Raw genomic sequence first — 18,318 nt, 5'->3', positions numbered from 1 at the left:
AAAGGAGGGGTATTGCCTCAAAAACAATCGAATTGGGATGCTAGAAAACCAAATAGCAAGTCCAAGTAGGTTAAATCTTTAACAAGGCCATTAAAAAGCAAACTTCCAGAAATCCTTTAAACAAAAAGGACTGAGTAAGGTAAATCATATACTCAGTCATTTCTTTAAGTCTCATTAAAAGTTGAGACTTTTTCAGTGCCCTCTAATTTTATTGGAGCTTTTTTTATGGAAAAAATAGTTCCGAAACATCATAATGAAAAGCAAAAGTATTTAAATTTTAAATTCTACAATTATGATGTTATTCAAATCCTTAATTTACTCTAAAGATTGGACGGATATAGTATTCGCAAATCGTAATAAAGAATACGGCGCTTATCAATTAAGACAAATGTCTGGAAAAGCAACAAATATTGCTTTATTGATTGTGATTACTGTTGCAGGCGGTTTAAGTGGCTATTCTTTTATTTCCAAAGATGGAAATTCCGACAAGGTAATGCAGGAAACCTTTTCAAACTCAGTCAATATTGAACCAGAACTTATCCCTCTAGAGACGATTATCGAAGCAAAGACAGAAGATATGAAGGTTCAACAAGTAGCTAAAGATGTGTCTGCGCTAGATCTTGTAAAATTTACTGAAATTAATCCAACGACAAGTACTAGCGTAACAGAAGATATTGCAGATGAGAAGGACGTATTGGATAAGACCAAATTATTGGCTTCATTTAATGCCAAGGGGCAAAAAGGAGGTGAGTTGATTACGAGAGGTACATTTGGAACTCATAGACAAGATGGTGGCTCTATAGGACATAATACAGGTGATTTAACTGGCGGAAATCCAAATGGAGAGGTGCCTTTCACTTCTGTAGAAATCATGCCAGAGCCGATAGGAGGTATGTCTACATTTGTTAAATGGATTGCTGACAATTATACATTTCCACAATCCGCGTTGGATAATGGTGTAAAAGGACTAATTCAGGTTAAGTTTATCGTTGAAAAAGATGGAAGCTTAAGTTCATTTGAAGTATTAAGAGATATGGGGTTTGGAACAGGGGTTGAAGCTGTTCATTTATTGAAAAAAGCGAAAAAATGGAATGCCGGAATACAAAATGGACAACCTGTTCGTGTCGCATTCACTTTGCCGATACGCTTGAGTCCGCAACAATAATTATTTAGAGGTATTCGGAAGGAGAATTACTTCATTTCTTCTTCCGAATTAATCCTAATAAAGATAGGATGATTTGGGTCTTTATTCTCCCATGTAGGTCCATTCTTAAGTATCTCACTTATATACTTAAATATTTTCTTATCCGAAGAAGATTTAATTTCGATATGTGTCGGCTTCATTGAAGCATCCAAATCGAATGATATGGTCGCAAAATAGGTAGTTAGACCTTTCTTACCTAATTGTTCCTTTATATATAAATTGAATTTTGTCCATCCAGTAGTTGGATTTCCGTTCTGAATAGTCTTTGTGCCTATAACTCCAAGTGATTCATTTGATAATATAATCTTCGAATCGGAATTACTTTTAGTAGCTAATGCATTGCCACTTATCAATACGTCTCCAATGGAGCTAGTTTCAGCGTGTTTTTCTTTTAGTTCAGTTTTGTTTTCTTGTGTTTGTCGGGATAAAACAGCAGTTAAATTTGCTTTTGTTTGTGGATCGAGGTCTAATCTTTGCAAATCGGCTTGTGTCTTTGCAATAGAAGGATTAGAGTTTACATGTGGTTGTGCTGTTGTTCCAATTCTTCCACTTAGCAATTCTGTTTGAGTAGGCTTTATTGTTCCTCTTGCAGCTATTTCTATGACTTCAACTTTATCTCTATTTAGGTATTTTGGTCCCTCGATGACAACTTGCATCTTTGGCTTGGCTTCATACGCGATTATTTTTTTCTGAATTTTTGGTTCAGCAGAAGTAGTTTTAGCCGTACTAATATTATTTTGAGCAATAAGTTTTTCCTTATTAATAATTTCCTCTTTTGTAGTATCACTTAATGTAGAATCGGGTGATAATGCGTTTGCAGTATTCGGTTCATGAGATGGGGAAGAAGTTGCTATCGGATCATTTGCAACAATTTCTTTTTGTTGATTATCGTATTGAAAATAAAGTGCCCCTAATGTAAATACCACAATAATAGATGCAGCAGCATACATTTTTTTAATATTGAAAACTTTAGTTGGGCTTTCTGTTGATGTACGTGATTTTATTTTAGCTATTAAATCTATTCGTGGTATTTCACTTTTTAATTCTTTTTCTGTTTGTAAGCCTTCAATGATATCCATTAACATTTCATCATTATGCATAGCTCGCTCGATCTCGTACATTTCTGTAGGAGAAAGTTCGCCATTTACATATTGACGCAGGTAATTGATATTTGAAGAAAATTTACTCATCCGATTTTTCCATACAATTTTTTAAATTTCTTTTCCCATTTTGGATGTAGCTCTTTACATCATTCATACTAAATCCTGTTATTTCGACGACTTCCTTGTAGCATTTCTGATTGATAAAAAATAAATCAATGCTCATTCGTTGTTTCTCTGGAAGCTTCTCTATACAACTTTCAAGTTGCGATAATCGTTCCTCTTTTTCGATATAACTATCTTGTGGATGCAAGTTGGGCATAAATTCCACAAATTCATTAGTGGAAATTTCAAAATTATTCTTAGCAGATCGCAATTCCATCAAACAAAAGTTCTTAGCTACGACATATAGCCACTTTGGGAAATCTTTTATTTCTTGTTTTTTTATTTTGACTATGAGTTGTTCGAAAAGCTGCATGACAGCATCTTTACTTTTCTCTTCATCTTTGAAATAACGTAAGCAAACATAATACACCATTTCGCTATGTCGCGCATACAACTCACCCAAAACCGCTAAATCATCCGTGGACAAGTGCTTTGTCAACAACGATTCATCAGATTCTTTGGAAGGGGATGAGCCATTTAGTTTCATAATCGGGATGAAAATAATTTTTTTTTCTTGATTATGGAAATTTCATTTTTTCTGCATCCGTTAGGAAAATTAAATAATGATTTAATATGAAAAGGCTTTTAATACTATGTTTCGTTCTTTTTGCTATAGTAGCAAACGGGCAAAATTTGATTGAGATAAAAGGTGCTGTGTCTGACAAAGCGACTAAAGGGGTAATTGCAGGTGTGTCGGTGCAATCAAGTAAAAATCAACAGGTGTTGACAGATCAAAATGGAATGTTCAAGATAACATCATTTTTAGGTGATACTTTAGTTTTTAATTATTTGGGATATAATACAGAAAGGATAGTTCTTAAGAATGTTAAGGATATCAAAGTCTTCTTAGAACAATCAACTAATAATTTAATAGAAGAAGTGACTGTAACAGCCTACGCGCCGCAAAAAAAGCAAGTGGTTTTAGGATCACCTACTGTACGAATACGTGGTGTGGCATCTACGGCAAACTATTCCAACGCTGCGACCTATTTGCGAGGACAAAACATTGTTAATACGGAATCTTATAAAGGGTTTGAGGAGAATAAATTTATTAGTCCTTTGAAAGAAGCATTATCCACTTTCGCTGCAGATGTGGATGTGGCGTCCTATAATAATGTCAAGCGATTTTTAAATTCTGGTAACTTACCTCCTGTGGATGCGGTTCGTGTTGAAGAGATGATTAATTATTTTCAATATGATATGCCTGCACCAAAAGGTGCTGATCCTGTAGCGATTAAAACAGAATTAGCTATATCGCCTTGGAAATCAAAACATCAGCTATTGCGTATTTCGCTGAAAGCTAAAGATATTCCGAAGGATAATCTTCCTGCTTCCAATTTTGTATTTTTAATTGATGTATCGGGATCGATGTATGATGCGAACAAATTGCCTTTGGTGAAATCTTCATTGAAATTATTAGTAGATCAACTTCGTGATAAGGATAAAGTTGCTATTGTAACCTATGCCGGTAATGCGCAAGTACGTTTGGAAAGTACAGCTGGTGACCAAAAGATGAAAATCAAAGAAATTATAGACGGCTTAGAGGCAGGAGGTTCGACTGCCGGTGGTGACGGACTAAAAATGGCTTATAATCTGGCTCGACAAAATTTTCTTTCAAAAGGTAATAATAGAATCGTGATGGCAACAGACGGTGACTTTAATGTTGGCGCATCGAGTGATTCTGATATGGAGAAATTGATCGAAAGAGAGCGTGAATCTGGAATTAATATTTCTGTTTTAGGATTTGGAATGGGAAATTATAAAGATAGCAAGTTGGAGTTGTTAGCGAATAAAGGTCGTGGCAATTATGCGTATATCAATGATATTTCGGAAGCACGTAAAGCGATGATTTCAGAATTTGGCGGAACGATGTTTACAGTAGCTAAGGATGTGAAGATTCAAGTAGAATTCAACCCAAAATATGTGCAATATTATCGTTTGGTAGGGTATGAAAATAGATTGATGGAAGCTGAAGATTTTAATAATGATAAAAAAGTGGGCGGCGATATGGGAGTTGGTCACGTAGTTACAGCTATATATGATATTATTCCTGTTGGGGTAAAGAGTGAGGAGATTGAGAATGTTGATCCGTTGAAATATCAGGAGAATAAGTCCAAAAACATTTCAAACTCTTCTACAGAATTAGCTACTGTCAAATTCAGATATAAGGACCCTAACGAAGACAAATCTAAATTGCAAGAACAAATAGTGCAAAATAGAGATCTGGGATCAATGAGCGAAGATTTTCAATTTGCTTCAGCCGTAGCTGAGTTGGGCATGTTATTACGTAATTCATCTTTCAAACAACAAGCAAACTTTGATGCATTGATTAATCGCGCTAAGCAGAGTAAGGGTAAAGACGATGAAGGATATCGTGCCGAATTCGTCAAAATAGCTGAAAATGCAAAAGCATTGATGAAAAGTAATGATTTGGTGAGAAAATAGTAATTGAAAAGGCGAGTTTTAACTCGCCTTTTCAATTATTTAAATTCTGACTTATTTTTATAATTTATCCAAACCACAATTGCTAAAATTGCGCCAACGCCTAACCATTGTAATATGGAGACATTTTCATGTAATACAAAATAGGACATTGCCACAGCTACGGGTAGCTCCACGGCACTTAATATACTACCAAGGGCTAAGTCTATTTTGGGCATTCCAAAAGCGAATAGAAATGGAGGTAATACAGTTCCAAATACAGCTAATAGCATCCCAAATTGATAAATTTGAGTATTATCGCCCATATCAAATAATGAAACAGGTTGTAATAAAAGGAATATGATAATACAAGCACCAGTGACCATCAGCGCACTTTTTTGAACTGGAGGATAATCATTGCCGATTTTTCCATTTACAATAATGAAGATAGCGTACGCTAAAGCGGCGAGTAATCCATATAGTATTCCAGTGATGGAAATCTCTTTAATTGAGGATTCCAATGCTCCTGTCGCAAAAATTGTTGCAATCAAAATTAGTATAATACCAATTGATTGTTTTTGTGTTGGTATTTGTTTGAAAAGTATATAATTTATTAATGCCCCAATCCATATAAATTGCATGAGCAAAACTATGGCAATCGATGCGGGTACTAATTGTACACATTTGTAATATAGAATACTTACAAGTCCTGTTGAAAAACCAGCAACTATAATTTTCCAAAAAGGTGTTTTGCGTGAAAAGTTTGAAAAATTGACCTTTGAAGCTTTCATAAGCAAGAAAATTATCCACAAAATCATCATTCCTAGTAAGGCTTGTACACCAGTTACTTCTCCGAGTGAAAATCCAGCTTTGTAAGCTTTTTTTACAAAGGTAGATAATACACCAAAACTCGCAGCTCCTATTAATACAGCTATAGCACCCTGAAATCGTTTCATTTTGCAAAAATAGCTAACTATTGTGGATAAAAAGAATTAGTTATTATGACTCCTTAGTGTAGATTTGATGAATACACGAAAATTATGAAACGATTAGTTTATCTTATATTTCCACTGTGTACATTGCTATTTCTGAATTCATGTGGAGCGAAAAAGAAAACAGCAGGTTCCGGTGGGGCGAAGCCAACATTTGAAAATTCTAATAGAGGAAATAAGTCCAATATCAAACAATATTATGCTACATTACTTGATTCAGATCCTAAAGAATTGAATGAATCATTATATGAATTTATAGACAATTGGATGGGAAGTCCGCATAGACTAGGTGGATTAGCTAAAAATGGAATAGATTGTTCGGGGTTTGTTGGGATAACTTTTGAAGAAGTGTACCATAGAAAATTACCTCGCTCTTCGCGTGATATGGCTAATGTTGTCAAAAGAAAGTATGAAGACCAATTAAAAGAGGGAGATTTAGTTTTCTTTTCATTCGGCGGTAAAGCAATTGATCATGTTGGGATTTATTTGCATAATAATAAGTTTGTCCACGTTTCGACAAAACAAGGGGTCATTATTTCAAACCTGAAAGACCCTTGGTATTATAAATATTTGACACGCTGTGGAGCTCCAGAAATTTGAAAACGAAGTAATGTGAATGTCAATTGTGTGTAGATAGCAGAATTAAAGGTTTGAGATGCATGCAAAATATGTATTTTTGTCCGCATATTATATAACATCATGACTAGTAAATCAAAAAGAATTTTTTTAGCTATTTGTATTATTGTACCTTTTATTATCTATTGTTGGGTGTATTATTCTTCAATGGTTAAAAACGCACCTTATCGTTTTGCTGATTTCGATTCTATCGAAATTACATTTGGAACTCCTGACGAAATGGTAAATGCTTATAATTCAAAAACATCAATTTATCAGTATTTAACAAAGGATAATCGCTTAATGACAGATACGGTAAAATTTAGAAAGGATGATTTACTTTATTTACATCGCAAGGCTATGGAATTAGGTTTTTGGAATGTAGATGATGACATGACAACCAAGAGAGCTACTGCACAAGAGGGAAAAAATGTACCTCGTTATATTTTGAAATACACTTATAAAGAAAAATCAAAAGAGGTAGTATTGGATGCAGATTATGATGGAGTACAAAAAATGAAAGATGCTGCTAAATCAACTGTTGATGCGGTGATTACGATGATCGCTGAAGCTCAGGCTAGGTAAGGGAATTTTTATTTCTTTTAAAATTATATTTTTCTATATTCACAATATATTTAACCTAATATTTAACTGTGAGTATGAATTTTTTTTTTTGTTAAAAGCATCTATGTGCTGCTATCTCTTTTGTTTTTATTTTCTTGTAGTAGGGATGAGGAACTAAAAATTGAAGCTAAAGACCTTGCAAAGAAGCAGAAATTCGCAAGTGTCGGTGCGAATGAAAAAAGTAAAGGTTGTTATTTCTCTTTGGACATTAATTCTAGATTTTATGATTACATCGATTTTAGGAATCAGAGTATACATTTAGCTGGACATGATGGGTGCCAGATGTATTCGAACTTGCGAAGTGATTTTTTCCCTGGTTATAAATTTTATTTTGTAGAAGATGAGCAAAAAATTTATGCATTTACAAGGGAAGGAAATGATTGTGCTACTGACTGGTTGATGTTTAGAATCGAGGAAAATAAGCTCATGGATAAGTTTTCTGGCCGTGTAAGTCCTCCTGAAGGAGGACCCTGTGGTCAATTTATAATGGAATATGCAGAGCGTAGAAAAGACATAGAAGAATTCGAAGACCTTCTACGTGTTGAGGAAGAAGAGAAATGGATAGATGAGGTCGATGTCAATGTGTGTGGATGGAGTTATTCGTATCACTTTCATGAATTGTTTGTTAGGGGTAATTACCTAGATATTCAATTTCATGAAAGAGAAGAATTTAAGCAGCAGGTTTTCCAGAGAATTCAAACTGATTTTGAGATGGGAACTTTAGTAAATTTTTCTAATGAGTATCTTATAGCAAAATATAATAATCAAAATTGTGATAGCTGGAAGAATAGTATTGAATATCGGATCAAAAGCATCATGGGTGAAGTATATAGGGAGTGGGGAAGTAAGGAGGAGGAAAATATCGGTTGTTCCCTAGAAGCCACTAATTTAAAAAGTCAGCTATCTAGATACGGATCTCTAACCTCAGCACAAGAAAATTGGATATGTAATACAGCTAATGAAAGAATGATGTTAAAGTTTCAGGATTTTATTAATAGTACAAAGATAGAAAAGTCTGAAGCAAGTAGTATAATATTATTTTCAATTGACCATTTTTATGAAGGGTTTATAACAGAAGATATTTTTGATAATTGGTTTATGTCACCTATGGATGAGTTTGATGATGGGGAAGTTTTCAATATGGCAAATTATCAAAATGCTCAGATCACCACTTATAGACTTCCGTCTTTAGCTCAATTTGTTAGTCAATATCCAATGGGAGGTATTGAGAGTGTTTATGATTTGATTGGAGGAAGTCTTAAAGATAATCATAAAAATTATCCAATACAATATAAATTTAGCTGTTCATTACGTTTATCAAGGGCTTTAAACTATTCTGGGATTTCGATTCCTATTTGGCCTCTCCCACCTGCCAAACAAAAGACAGAAAAGGGAGATGATGGTAAAAATTATATTTTAAATGCTTCAAGTGCTCTCGGTTATATGTTAAAAGCATTTCCACAGGACAAACCTATAGAAATCGAAGGGTCTAACGCTTTTCGAGTGTACGAATATTTTTATGCTGCTGTAATACGACAAAGGAAAAAGGGAATTTATATTATGGTACCTAGAAAGGGATCTGGTTTTGGAGCAACAGGGCATTGCGATTATTTCGATGGACAAAGATTTCATACAGGAGGATATTTAAATTCTGTAGACTCGCTTTATTTTTGGGAATTAAAATAATATAATAGTATGAAAAATTTAGTTATAATTCTAGCATTGTTAATAATTACTTTTTCTTGCAGGAATGAGAATAGGATAACCTTAGGTGGACGAGAATACCGAATTGATACGATTAGAGACCGTAACTTGGAAGGATTTTGCATGGCATATACTTTTGTGAATGTTTATGATTTAAAAGAAAAGAGTGATGTTTATTCCTTTCCTTTATTGGGTAAGAGGTGTGATTTTGAGTCTGATAGCGATACAATCTTCACCTATGCAGAGCATATCATTGATGAAAAAAAGAAAGAGATTATTATTAAAGAATATGATATAAATGGATATCAAGAAATTTCAGGTACAGATTCCACCATTAAAATGTTTAAAATTTATGATGATAACCCTCCTGTGAATCCTTATAAAGGAAATAAAGAATGGATTAGTTTGCGATGGGTAAAAGATTATTATAAAGGGAAATTAAGATATATGTCTGAAAGAGATTCTAATAATTATTTAAAAAAAATAGATGTTGATTCAATAAACTGAAATGAAGTAAGAAGCCATTATTCTGAACCTCACGATTGCTAGATGATCAACCTCTGTTTTTATAGTTTACTTTCTCTATGTTTGGTTTTTACTCATGATTTACCACAACCAAAAATGAATTCAGAATCCCTAATATTTGACAAGTCCAGTTCAGGAGTTTTTTGAAATTGTTTGGTTCCGAGGTTCAAAAGAATTAAGAGCTTCACAAGGCAATATCCAAAGTGTAATTAATAATCCTGTCGAGATGAAGGAATAGCTTCCAATATTTAATACTATTCATGACAGATTTCACGGCTTACAGATTCTGATTAATGATACCGAGTATACAGAGATACGTCTTTTAGGATTCGAAGATGATGCTATTCGGAACAGTTGGTTGGTGTCAGTTGAAGCCACAGTATATGATCACTTTGGATTGGATTTAAATGATGCAATTACCTATCAAGGGAAACATGTTGGATTTGGGACTTGGTGGCTACTCCAGCATACCCGAGGCTATCGTCCATTTGAAACAGTAATTAAAGTCGGATACATGATCAAAGTTCGTAAATAGGAAAGTCGTATATTTATTAATAAAAGAATACAAATAAAATCATGATACATCATAAACCGGGATTTACAATACTAGGATTGATGCTGCTACTAATTTTTACTCAGCTGTCATGCAGCAGTGTAAGAACAAAACAGCCGGAATTTATACTTTATGAGAATAAGCAATGGATTAGAAGCGAGGGATATGTCGGGAGAATTTATTTTGTCAGAAACTATGAAGACGATGTGAATACTTTATTGGCTATTAATGAGTTTATTTTTCAGTTGCTTGAGCGTGATTCTTCCAAAAATGTTTCTACTTACAGTGTCAGTTTTTATAGGGAATCAGAGAAGACTAATCTTGAGCATTTAGCAATAAATCCAAGAGATTTTGATAGACATTCGTTTGATAATGATTTACGATACATATTTAAATGGCGGGATGGGAAATTTGCCCTTTTACGGAGGTATGAAGACGGCGAGGTAATTTACCCACCAGATGATGGGAGCATTGAGTTGTTGGATTATAAAGAAGAATCGCCTTGATTTTACTTGTATAACTGAGATACAGAGATATAAGCTATAGCACTAAGAGCGAATATATACTCCTCGCTCTTAGTGTTATAGCTTTTACTTTGGATTTTTTAAATGGTTTCTTTACGGTTTTGCGTTTAGTCAGCTTTCTTTTATTTTTGGAGGAGATTAGACGAAAGTCAGCATGGCGCAAAATGCTTCGCATAAATTTTTGGAAGACAGTTCGCTAAAATCATTTGATTTTAGCTACCGTGAAATCATGCAATTTCTTTTTCTGTTTTAATGATTTACATTTTCTAAATCATTAGGATTATGTTTGTGTTTGAATAGAAGCGCAAATGCTATTACAATTAATAATGTATAGAATGCAAAAGATAACCAAATGTGGTGCCAGTCTTTTAGGTGAAGTACCTCATTAAATATCCCGTTATCAATAGTTATCCCTTTGCTACTGATGAATTCTAAAAATTTAGAATTGTCAGGAGTAGTTTCCAATCTTTTAGCTAAATCATTGATATTGTTGAAGCCTTGGGTGAAATATTTGTCAATTAACCAGCCTGATGAGATAGATCCAAACACCGCTCCAAATCCATTAGTCATCATCATGAATAAACCTTGAGCAGACGATCTGATTTTTGAATCTGTAGAACTTTCAACGAATAGTGATCCTGATATATTAAAAAAATCAAAGGCTAAACCGTATACTATACATGACAAAATAATCATCCAGAGTCCACCTGACGGGTCTCCATAGGCGAATAAACCAAAACGAAGTACCCAAGCTACCATTGCAAATAACATGACATTACGGATTCCAAATTTCTTTAAGAAGAAAGGTATAGCTAAGATAAATAAGGTTTCAGAGATCTGTGATATAGACATAATAATAGTAGATCCTTCTACCACAATTGAGTTTGCATATTTGGGATAGAAAGCAAATTCACTTAAGAACACATCTCCATAAGCGTTTGTCAACTGCAATGCAGCTCCTAAGAACATAGAAAAAATGAAGAATAGCGCCATCTTGTAGTTAGCAAACAATTTGAATGCTTCTAATCCTAATAGTTCTGTCCATTTTGAGTTTTCCTTTATTAAACGTTGCGGAGGACATTTAGGTATCATGAATATCGAGTACAATGCCAATGTTATTGAGCCTGCCGCAGCTATATAGAACTGAAATTCTGTAGCTTTATTTCCAGTTAAATTTGTAATCCACATTGCAGCAATAAATCCTACAGTTCCCCATACGCGAATGGGAGGGAATGCTTTAATTAAATCATATTTTGCGGATGTAAGAGAGCTATAAGCTATCGAATTCGAAAGTGCTAGTGTGGGCATATAGCAGCACATAGCTGCTAATATTACGGTGAAGAATGTGTTGGGATCGTCTACTTGCGCTAAGTAGATAAGACATATGGCGTAGAGAAAATGGAGCAATGAGTATAATTTTTCAGCATTCACCCAGCGGTCTGCAATAATTCCTATTATCGTAGGCATAAAGAGTGAAGCGATACCCATGGTTGCGAAAATTGCTCCAAATTGAGTTCCATCCCAATTTTTGTTACCGAACCAATAGTTTGCTATTGTAATTAACCATGCTCCCCAAACAAAGAACTGTAAGAAGTTCATGATGGTGAGTCTTAACTTGATAGACATAGTAATAAATTATGATTTTCTTTTTTCTATTTCGTCACGAATTTTAGCTGCGACTTCATATTGCTCATTGGCAATTGCTTTTTCAAGAGTGTTTTCCAATTGTTCCAATGTTAAAGAAGCGTATGGAGAAACCTCTTTTGGCTTTTGGAATTCTTGTTTTGTTGGTATGGGTGATTGCGTTTCAGAATTACTAACTGTACTCATGTTCTCTAAGAAAGCAAAATCATTGCTTTCAATAACAATACCTGCAGCGGACATAATGAAGTCATACGTATAAATAGGGCATTCAAACCTAACAGCCAATGCAACTGCATCAGAAGTGCGCGCGTCAATTTCGTGTGTTTGACTACCTTGGCTACAAATCAATTTGGCGAAAAAAATTCCATCGACCAAGTTATAGATTAATACTTCGTCTACGGTGATTTCAAAAGTATCCGCGAAAGATTTGAATAAATCATGCGTAAGAGGACGACTAGGAGCCATCTTCTCTATCTCAACAGCAATAGCTTGTGCTTCAAAACTACCAATAATGATAGGAAGGCGTCTGTTTCCATTTATTTCGCCTAAGACGAGGGCATATGCTCCTGATTGTGTTTGACTATACGATAAGCCAACTATATCTAACTTAAGTTTCTTCATCCGAACACCTTCAATGTTACAAAGATGTGAATATTAATGCCAAAAAAAAAGTAGCACGTATATTTTTTGTACGTACTACCTTAATTATAGATATGATTTTTGTTTAGTTGCCTTTATAAGCTTTTAAAGCTTCAATTAGTTTTGGAACAATAGTGAATGCATCTCCTACAATACCGTAGTCGGCGACTTTAAAAAATGGAGCCTCAGGGTCTTTGTTTATTACAACAATAGTCTTGGAAGAGCTTACTCCAGCTAAGTGTTGGATTGCACCTGAAATCCCTATAGCGATATATAAATTTGGACTTACGACGATCCCCGTTTGACCAACGTGTTCAGAATGTGGACGCCATCCGGCATCAGATACCGGTTTTGAACAAGCGGTTGCTGCCCCCAGTACTTCTGCTAATTCTTCTATCATCGTCCAGTTTTCAGGGCCTTTCATCCCTCGTCCTGCTGATACAACAATTTCTGCTTCTGGAAGGGAAACTTTATCTGTAGCTCTTATAATATCTTTTACTAAAGTGCTGAAATCATTAGACCCTATTGGAGCGGTAAAGTTTTCAATCGATGCTGAACCACCCGTATTTTTTGCAGGATAGCTATTTGGATTTATACTTATTACTTTTAGTGGTGAATCAAACACTACAGTGGCAATAGCTTTATTTGAGAAGGCTGATTTTTTAATTTCAAACGATGCACCTGATACTGTAGGAGCGGATGTCGCGCCAACAACCAAGCCTGCTTCTAATTTAGTCGCAATACGTGGAGCCAAGCCTTTTCCACTAAATGTATTGGAGAGAACAACTACGCTAGCATTTTCTTGCTTTGCAGCAGCTGTGATAATAGAGGCGTAAGCTTGATTAACAAACGTACTTAAATCGGAATTGGTGATATGTAGTACTTTTGATATGCCATATGCTCCTAATTTCGATAGTTCTTCTGTTGCAATGTCTCCAATAGAAATCGCAATTGCTTCTGTGCCTAATTGTGAGGCAATGTCTTTTCCATAGGTAGCAACTTCAAAAGCCGACTTTTTTAGTTGCCCATCTGTATTTTCAATATATATTAAAACTGACATACTTTTTTTGTTCAAAGGTTAGATAACTTTAGCTTCACTATGTAATAAATTTACCAACTCGTTGATGTTGTTCTCATCTATTAATTTCACAGTACCGCGTGCTGCTGGGGTAGTATAATGGTTAATCGTAGTCAATGGTTTGACATGAATTGGCTCTATTACCTCTAAAGGTTTGGTACGAGCAGCCATAATACCTCGCATATTTGGTATTTTTGGTTCTGCAACACCTTCCGCTGTGCCCACTACTAAGGGTAATGATGCTGTAACGACTTCTTTTCCACCTTCTATTTCACGGTCGATACTAGCTAGACCATTTTCAATAGATAGTCCTTTTGCAATCGATACTGATGGAATACCTAATAATTCTGCTAACATACCAGCAACTTGTGATCCGTTGTAATCTATTGATTCACGACCTGTAAGTATTAAATCAAAGCTATTCTTTTTTGCATAGTCTGCAATTTGATTTGCTACGAACCACGCATCAGCTGGAACTGCATTTATTCTTACAGCAGTATCAGCTCCTATAGCCAATGCCTTACGAATGGTTGGCTCTGTCGCGATATCACCAACTGTAATGACAGTGACTGTGCCATTTGCTCCTGAACCTGTCAATTCTATAGCTTTTGCTAATGCAATTTCATCATATGGGTTGATAATATATTGTATACCCGCTACATTAAATTCCGAATCGTTATTCGTAAATGTAATTTTTGATGTGGTATCTGGAACATTACTTATACAGACTAATATTTTCATGTTGTAATGGTTTTTAATTAAAGCTTATAATTTCAAATTAACTTATCAAATATAGACAAATATTTTAAAATTCATATGCTAGCATAATAAAATATTTTTGATTTTGTACTCATTTGCTATACAATAAACTATTTTTGTAATATGAATCGAATTAAACAGTTAGAAGAGTTTTTGCAAGAAAGTCCGCAGGATCCTTTTTTACATTATGCGTTGACTATGGAGTATCTGAAGGGAGAGGATATTACTAAGACAAAGGCTGGATTTGAGAACTTGATTAACAATTTTCCTGATTATGTAGGGAGTTATTATCATTATGGAAAGTTCCTAGAAAAACAAGGTGATGTAGCTCAAGCGGAACATGTGTATAAATTAGGAATTCAAGTAGCTGTTGAGAAGCGTAATCATCATGCTAAGAGTGAGTTATTAGGTGCTCTTAACTTACTAATGGGGTTTGATGACGACGATGATTGTTAAATTTTAAGAAAAATAAATAAAACTAATTTTTTGGTATTCTTTTTGAATAGGAAAGAATATTATGCGTTGGTTAATTTCCATATTGTCTTCTATTATATTGATTGGTGCAGTGTTTAGCTGTGTTAACAATCAAAAGACTGTTGCTGCAAAGGACAGCGTTCAGAATATGGAGACATTATCGGCAAATGTTGCTGGCATGTATTCCGGAAATTTACCTTGTGTGGATTGTGAATCTATTAGCACATTATTGGAGCTTTACAAAGATAATTCTTATGTACTTAGGTATAGCTACGAAGGCAAATCTGATGATCAATTTGTAAAACAAGGAACTTGGTCAATTACCAAAAATACGTTGAATCTTGAGGGTGTAGATTATCAATATGAAATAACCCCTGATTTTTTAGTCCAATTGGATTTGGCGGGAAACGAAATTAAAGGTGATATAGCAGAAAAATATCAATTATCACGTATCAAGTGATTCTGAAATAATATAAAAAACAAAGGGTTGATCATTGATCAACCCTTTGTTTTTTATGCGTGTTCACAAATTTCTTTAAGTTTAGCAACCACTGTATCGATTTCTTCTTTTGTATTATTCTTACTGAAAGAGAACCTAACGGATGGCCTATCGGGATTAGCGTTAATGCCTTTCAGTACATGGGAACCGATTTCTGATCCTGAGCTACATGCACTTCCTCCAGATGCTGATATTCCTGATATATCTAAATTGAATAATAGCATATCGTTCATATTAGTACATGGTAATGAAACATTCAATACTGTATATAAAGAATTTTGGGGCTCTGTATTTCCGTTGAATTCTACAGTTGGAATAGCTTTTTTCAACTCATCAATCATATAGCTTTTAAGGCCTTGAATGTAAGATTGATGCTCTTCCATGTCACGGTATGCTATTTCTAAAGCCTTTGCTAATCCCACAATACCATATACATTCTCTGTACCCCCACGCATATTGCGTTCTTGGGCTCCGCCGAATATTAATGGTTTTATTTTATTGTTTGCATTGATGTATAAAAACCCCACACCTTTAGGACCGTGAAATTTGTGTGCTGCGCCCGTGATGAAATCAATTTTTAATTCTGATAAATTATGAGGGTAATGTCCCATTGTTTGGACAGTATCCGAGTGAAAAATCGCTTGGTATTGTTGACAGATCTCCGAAACTTTATTGATGTTTGCTAGATTTCCAATTTCATTGTTTGCATGCATTATTGAAACTAATGACTTTGGATTTTGAGCAAGTAATTCTTCTAAATGAGTTAAATCTACATTTCCTTGGGCATCTACGCGTAATAAGTCTAACTGAATCTTACCACTTTTTTCTAGTTCCTCAAGAGTGTGTAGTACAGCATGGTGTTCGATTGGAGTTGTAATAGCATGTGTGATACCATAGGCTTCAATAGATCGAACGATAGCCATGTTATCTGCTTCTGTACCTCCAGAGGTGAAAAAAATCTCTGCTGGAGAAGCGTGCAATAATTGAGCAATTGTTTTTCTTGCTTTTTCTACTATTGTTTTAGCTTGTCGACCGTGTGCATGAATAGAGGATGGGTTACCAAAATCACTTTGCATGGTTTCTACCATCACTTGAATGACTTCAGAATCCAAGGGAGTAGTAGCTGCGTTATCTAAATATATTTGCATGAGGCAAAATTAAGTAATTGTAAAAAGTTTTTGAATTATTTTTTGTATTTCGAAATAATTAACAGAAGAAACGATAAAAACGTACCAATTAACCCAAAAAATACAACTAAATCTTTATTTTTAGTGTAAAATGTGGTTTCGTCATTCAAATTAATTTCTTGTGTTAAGGCAGCTGGTACCCACCAATTTGTATGTTGAACTATATCTCCTCTTTGATTGATAAATCCAGAAATCCCTGTATTCGCAGAACGTGCCACCCATCGCCTGTTTTCTATTGCTCTTAATTTTGCGTACGCCAAATGTTGGTCTTTTCCAGAAGTATTTTTCCACCATCCGTCATTTGTTACCACCGCAATAAATTGTGCACCATTTTCTACATAATCAGATACATAATTACCCCAAATAGATTCATAGCAAATCGTTGGAGCAACACCAATTCCACTCTGTGAATACAGCACACGAGGTTCTGAATCTTTGCCATAGCCACCAGTTGCGCCTCCAAAATGTTCAAATAATGGAGTCATGAATGCTAATATATTGCCAAAAGGTAATTGCTCTACCCCTGGAACTAATTTTGATTTATGATAATATTGCAATTTGGTAGAACCATCAATTAATGTTGAACCATTGAAGCTATCAATATAGCCCATGCCAAATTCTCTAGCTGTATTCGTTTGTTTATCTTGATATATTCTATAGCTCTCAATGCCGGATAGTACATTTCCATTATGATATTGACCTAAGAAATCAACTATTCTTTGATAGGCTGGATAATTTCTAAATTCTTCCTCATTAATACCTCCACGTGCGGATATTGCCGTCTCTGGCCAAATAAAGAACTCTGTGTTGGGTTTTGCTACAGATTTCGAGAGTGTAATAAGATTTTCAAGTTGCTCTTCTGGAGATATGGATCCGAATTTTTGGTAAGGATCTATATTTGGTTGAACCACCACAATCTCAGATGGATTTACGGGTTCTTCATATGTATTATACTGGATTACTGAGATTACTATGGGAAGTGTAATAACTGCAATAGCTGATGACAAAATTATTTTTTGCGAGTAAGCGTGAATATTATGTTTGTATTGCCAGTAAAATAGAAATACCAATATATTCACAGCCCATATCCAAAGCGTACCGCCGTATACTCCAGTCACGCTATACCATTGTATAATTTGATGAAAATTTGCAAATCCATTACCCAATGTCATCCATGGAAAAGCTAAATCCCAAGTTTGGTGCAGGTATTCGTAAGAAATCCAGAAAGAGGTAAGCCCCAAAAAACTTAGCCATATGGATTGTTTCTTACGCAATTGGTAGTACAGTCGAAAGGTTATAGCCATTAGCAAAGGAGCGAGTCCAAAGGGTATAAGTGCAATTAGTAATGATATCCAGGCTGGTAACATTGCATTCATAGCGTTGAAAACCCAGTAAATAGAGGCAGTGTTCCAAACTAAACCTGTTAAAAATGAGGTCCAGAATATTTTACTTCCTTTATTAATATAGTTCCCTCGAATAATATTTTCGATGGCTATTAATAAGGGGACAAAACCTACTAATAAAAGTAAGCTGCTGTATGGGATAGGGGGCCATCCTAACCAAAGTATAAAGGCACTTAACAGTGCCAGTAAATAATTTTGTTTCACGTGA

The 18,318-nt window shown here is 34.8% G+C and carries 19 protein-coding genes; 10 read left to right on the top strand and 9 right to left on the bottom strand.

What is annotated here, in order from left to right:
• Window positions 1–292 precede the first annotated feature (292 nt).
• The gene (locus IPZ78_RS10770) at window positions 293–1,165 is read left to right on the top strand and encodes an energy transducer TonB (RefSeq protein WP_225553538.1); all 873 of its coding nucleotides are present in this window, start codon (window positions 293–295) and stop codon (window positions 1,163–1,165) included.
• A gap of 26 nt (window positions 1,166–1,191) precedes the next feature.
• On the opposite strand, the gene IPZ78_RS10765 is transcribed toward IPZ78_RS10770, so the two are convergent.
• The gene (locus IPZ78_RS10765) at window positions 1,192–2,394 is read right to left on the bottom strand and encodes a hypothetical protein (RefSeq protein WP_225553536.1); all 1,203 of its coding nucleotides are present in this window, start codon (window positions 2,392–2,394) and stop codon (window positions 1,192–1,194) included.
• Window positions 2,387–2,956, bottom strand: a complete 570-nt coding sequence (locus tag IPZ78_RS10760) for an RNA polymerase sigma factor (protein ID WP_225553534.1) — start codon at window positions 2,954–2,956, stop codon at window positions 2,387–2,389. The genes IPZ78_RS10765 and IPZ78_RS10760 overlap by 8 nt, the downstream gene beginning before the upstream one ends.
• Before the next feature lie 86 nt (window positions 2,957–3,042).
• On the opposite strand from IPZ78_RS10760, the gene IPZ78_RS10755 reads away from it, so the two are divergent.
• Window positions 3,043–4,914 (top strand): YfbK domain-containing protein, encoded by a 1,872-nt coding sequence (locus IPZ78_RS10755; protein ID WP_225553532.1) that lies wholly within the window; start codon window positions 3,043–3,045, stop codon window positions 4,912–4,914.
• 35 nt (window positions 4,915–4,949) lie between these two features.
• On the opposite strand, the gene IPZ78_RS10750 is transcribed toward IPZ78_RS10755, so the two are convergent.
• Window positions 4,950–5,846: an EamA family transporter gene (locus IPZ78_RS10750; protein ID WP_225553530.1), complete on the bottom strand. Its 897-nt coding sequence runs from the start codon at window positions 5,844–5,846 to the stop codon at window positions 4,950–4,952.
• A gap of 84 nt (window positions 5,847–5,930) precedes the next feature.
• Here IPZ78_RS10750 and IPZ78_RS10745 point away from each other — a divergent pair, with 84 nt between their 5' ends.
• From IPZ78_RS10745 to IPZ78_RS10720, 6 genes are all read left to right on the top strand, one after another.
• On the top strand, window positions 5,931–6,482 hold the full coding sequence (locus IPZ78_RS10745) for a C40 family peptidase (protein WP_225553528.1): 552 nt from the start codon (window positions 5,931–5,933) through the stop codon (window positions 6,480–6,482).
• Between the two features lie 99 nt (window positions 6,483–6,581).
• Window positions 6,582–7,082 (top strand): hypothetical protein, encoded by a 501-nt coding sequence (locus tag IPZ78_RS10740; RefSeq protein ID WP_225553527.1) that lies wholly within the window; start codon window positions 6,582–6,584, stop codon window positions 7,080–7,082.
• A gap of 105 nt (window positions 7,083–7,187) precedes the next feature.
• The gene (locus IPZ78_RS10735) at window positions 7,188–8,807 is read left to right on the top strand and encodes a T6SS effector amidase Tae4 family protein (protein ID WP_225553525.1); all 1,620 of its coding nucleotides are present in this window, start codon (window positions 7,188–7,190) and stop codon (window positions 8,805–8,807) included.
• Window positions 8,808–8,816: 9 nt separating this feature from the next.
• Window positions 8,817–9,332, top strand: a complete 516-nt coding sequence (locus tag IPZ78_RS10730; RefSeq protein WP_225553523.1) for a hypothetical protein — start codon at window positions 8,817–8,819, stop codon at window positions 9,330–9,332.
• 262 nt (window positions 9,333–9,594) lie between these two features.
• Window positions 9,595–9,885 carry a DUF3289 family protein gene (locus IPZ78_RS10725; protein WP_225553545.1) on the top strand — a complete coding sequence of 97 codons (291 nt, stop codon included), beginning with the start codon at window positions 9,595–9,597 and terminating at the stop codon, window positions 9,883–9,885.
• Window positions 9,886–9,926: 41 nt separating this feature from the next.
• Window positions 9,927–10,409, top strand: coding sequence for a hypothetical protein (locus tag IPZ78_RS10720; protein ID WP_225553521.1), 483 nt, complete (start codon window positions 9,927–9,929; stop codon window positions 10,407–10,409).
• 267 nt (window positions 10,410–10,676) lie between these two features.
• Here the strand turns inward: IPZ78_RS10720 and IPZ78_RS10715 are convergent, their stop codons facing one another.
• The 4 genes from IPZ78_RS10715 to IPZ78_RS10700 all read right to left on the bottom strand — a co-directional run bounded on the left by IPZ78_RS10715 (window position 10,677) and on the right by IPZ78_RS10700 (window position 14,529).
• On the bottom strand, window positions 10,677–12,053 hold the full coding sequence (locus IPZ78_RS10715; protein WP_225553519.1) for a nucleoside permease: 1,377 nt from the start codon (window positions 12,051–12,053) through the stop codon (window positions 10,677–10,679).
• Window positions 12,054–12,062: 9 nt separating this feature from the next.
• Window positions 12,063–12,692, bottom strand: a complete 630-nt coding sequence (locus tag IPZ78_RS10710) for a bifunctional nuclease family protein (protein WP_225553517.1) — start codon at window positions 12,690–12,692, stop codon at window positions 12,063–12,065.
• 103 nt (window positions 12,693–12,795) lie between these two features.
• Window positions 12,796–13,770, bottom strand: a complete 975-nt coding sequence (locus IPZ78_RS10705; RefSeq protein ID WP_225553515.1) for an electron transfer flavoprotein subunit alpha/FixB family protein — start codon at window positions 13,768–13,770, stop codon at window positions 12,796–12,798.
• 18 nt (window positions 13,771–13,788) lie between these two features.
• Window positions 13,789–14,529 (bottom strand): electron transfer flavoprotein subunit beta/FixA family protein, encoded by a 741-nt coding sequence (locus IPZ78_RS10700; protein ID WP_225553513.1) that lies wholly within the window; start codon window positions 14,527–14,529, stop codon window positions 13,789–13,791.
• Between the two features lie 141 nt (window positions 14,530–14,670).
• Between IPZ78_RS10700 and IPZ78_RS10695 the strand changes: the two genes are divergently transcribed.
• Both IPZ78_RS10695 and IPZ78_RS10690 read left to right on the top strand, forming a co-directional pair.
• Window positions 14,671–15,003 carry a tetratricopeptide repeat protein gene (locus tag IPZ78_RS10695; RefSeq protein ID WP_225553511.1) on the top strand — a complete coding sequence of 111 codons (333 nt, stop codon included), beginning with the start codon at window positions 14,671–14,673 and terminating at the stop codon, window positions 15,001–15,003.
• Window positions 15,004–15,064: 61 nt separating this feature from the next.
• Complete coding sequence (locus IPZ78_RS10690) at window positions 15,065–15,481, top strand: copper resistance protein NlpE (protein WP_225553509.1); 417 nt, start codon at window positions 15,065–15,067, stop codon at window positions 15,479–15,481.
• 53 nt (window positions 15,482–15,534) lie between these two features.
• On the opposite strand, the gene IPZ78_RS10685 is transcribed toward IPZ78_RS10690, so the two are convergent.
• Entirely contained in the window at window positions 15,535–16,668 is a 1,134-nt protein-coding gene (locus tag IPZ78_RS10685) for a cysteine desulfurase family protein (protein ID WP_225553508.1), read from the bottom strand.
• 35 nt (window positions 16,669–16,703) lie between these two features.
• Complete coding sequence (lnt, locus tag IPZ78_RS10680) at window positions 16,704–18,314, bottom strand: apolipoprotein N-acyltransferase (RefSeq protein WP_225553506.1); 1,611 nt, start codon at window positions 18,312–18,314, stop codon at window positions 16,704–16,706.
• Window positions 18,315–18,318: the final 4 nt, after the last annotated feature.

The sequence above is a fragment of the Sphingobacterium bovistauri genome (assembly GCF_020295405.1).
GTDB classification, from domain to species: Bacteria; Bacteroidota; Bacteroidia; order Sphingobacteriales; family Sphingobacteriaceae; genus Sphingobacterium; species Sphingobacterium bovistauri.
This window is presented reverse-complemented; position numbering and strand designations above follow the sequence as displayed.

What these genes read in the sequence shown, in the direction of transcription:
- IPZ78_RS10770 (WP_225553538.1), top strand. Translation starts at nt 293, where the DNA reads ATGATGTTATTCAAATCCTTAATTTACTCTAAAGATTGGACGGATATA.
- IPZ78_RS10765 (WP_225553536.1), bottom strand. Translation starts at nt 2,394, where the DNA reads ATGAGTAAATTTTCTTCAAATATCAATTACCTGCGTCAATATGTAAAT.
- IPZ78_RS10760 (WP_225553534.1), bottom strand. Translation starts at nt 2,956, where the DNA reads ATGAAACTAAATGGCTCATCCCCTTCCAAAGAATCTGATGAATCGTTG.
- IPZ78_RS10755 (WP_225553532.1), top strand. Translation starts at nt 3,043, where the DNA reads ATGAAAAGGCTTTTAATACTATGTTTCGTTCTTTTTGCTATAGTAGCA.
- IPZ78_RS10750 (WP_225553530.1), bottom strand. Translation starts at nt 5,846, where the DNA reads ATGAAACGATTTCAGGGTGCTATAGCTGTATTAATAGGAGCTGCGAGT.
- IPZ78_RS10745 (WP_225553528.1), top strand. Translation starts at nt 5,931, where the DNA reads ATGAAACGATTAGTTTATCTTATATTTCCACTGTGTACATTGCTATTT.
- IPZ78_RS10740 (WP_225553527.1), top strand. Translation starts at nt 6,582, where the DNA reads ATGACTAGTAAATCAAAAAGAATTTTTTTAGCTATTTGTATTATTGTA.
- IPZ78_RS10730 (WP_225553523.1), top strand. Translation starts at nt 8,817, where the DNA reads ATGAAAAATTTAGTTATAATTCTAGCATTGTTAATAATTACTTTTTCT.
- IPZ78_RS10720 (WP_225553521.1), top strand. Translation starts at nt 9,927, where the DNA reads ATGATACATCATAAACCGGGATTTACAATACTAGGATTGATGCTGCTA.
- IPZ78_RS10715 (WP_225553519.1), bottom strand. Translation starts at nt 12,053, where the DNA reads ATGTCTATCAAGTTAAGACTCACCATCATGAACTTCTTACAGTTCTTT.
- IPZ78_RS10710 (WP_225553517.1), bottom strand. Translation starts at nt 12,692, where the DNA reads ATGAAGAAACTTAAGTTAGATATAGTTGGCTTATCGTATAGTCAAACA.
- IPZ78_RS10705 (WP_225553515.1), bottom strand. Translation starts at nt 13,770, where the DNA reads ATGTCAGTTTTAATATATATTGAAAATACAGATGGGCAACTAAAAAAG.
- IPZ78_RS10700 (WP_225553513.1), bottom strand. Translation starts at nt 14,529, where the DNA reads ATGAAAATATTAGTCTGTATAAGTAATGTTCCAGATACCACATCAAAA.
- IPZ78_RS10695 (WP_225553511.1), top strand. Translation starts at nt 14,671, where the DNA reads ATGAATCGAATTAAACAGTTAGAAGAGTTTTTGCAAGAAAGTCCGCAG.
- IPZ78_RS10690 (WP_225553509.1), top strand. Translation starts at nt 15,065, where the DNA reads ATGCGTTGGTTAATTTCCATATTGTCTTCTATTATATTGATTGGTGCA.
- IPZ78_RS10685 (WP_225553508.1), bottom strand. Translation starts at nt 16,668, where the DNA reads ATGCAAATATATTTAGATAACGCAGCTACTACTCCCTTGGATTCTGAA.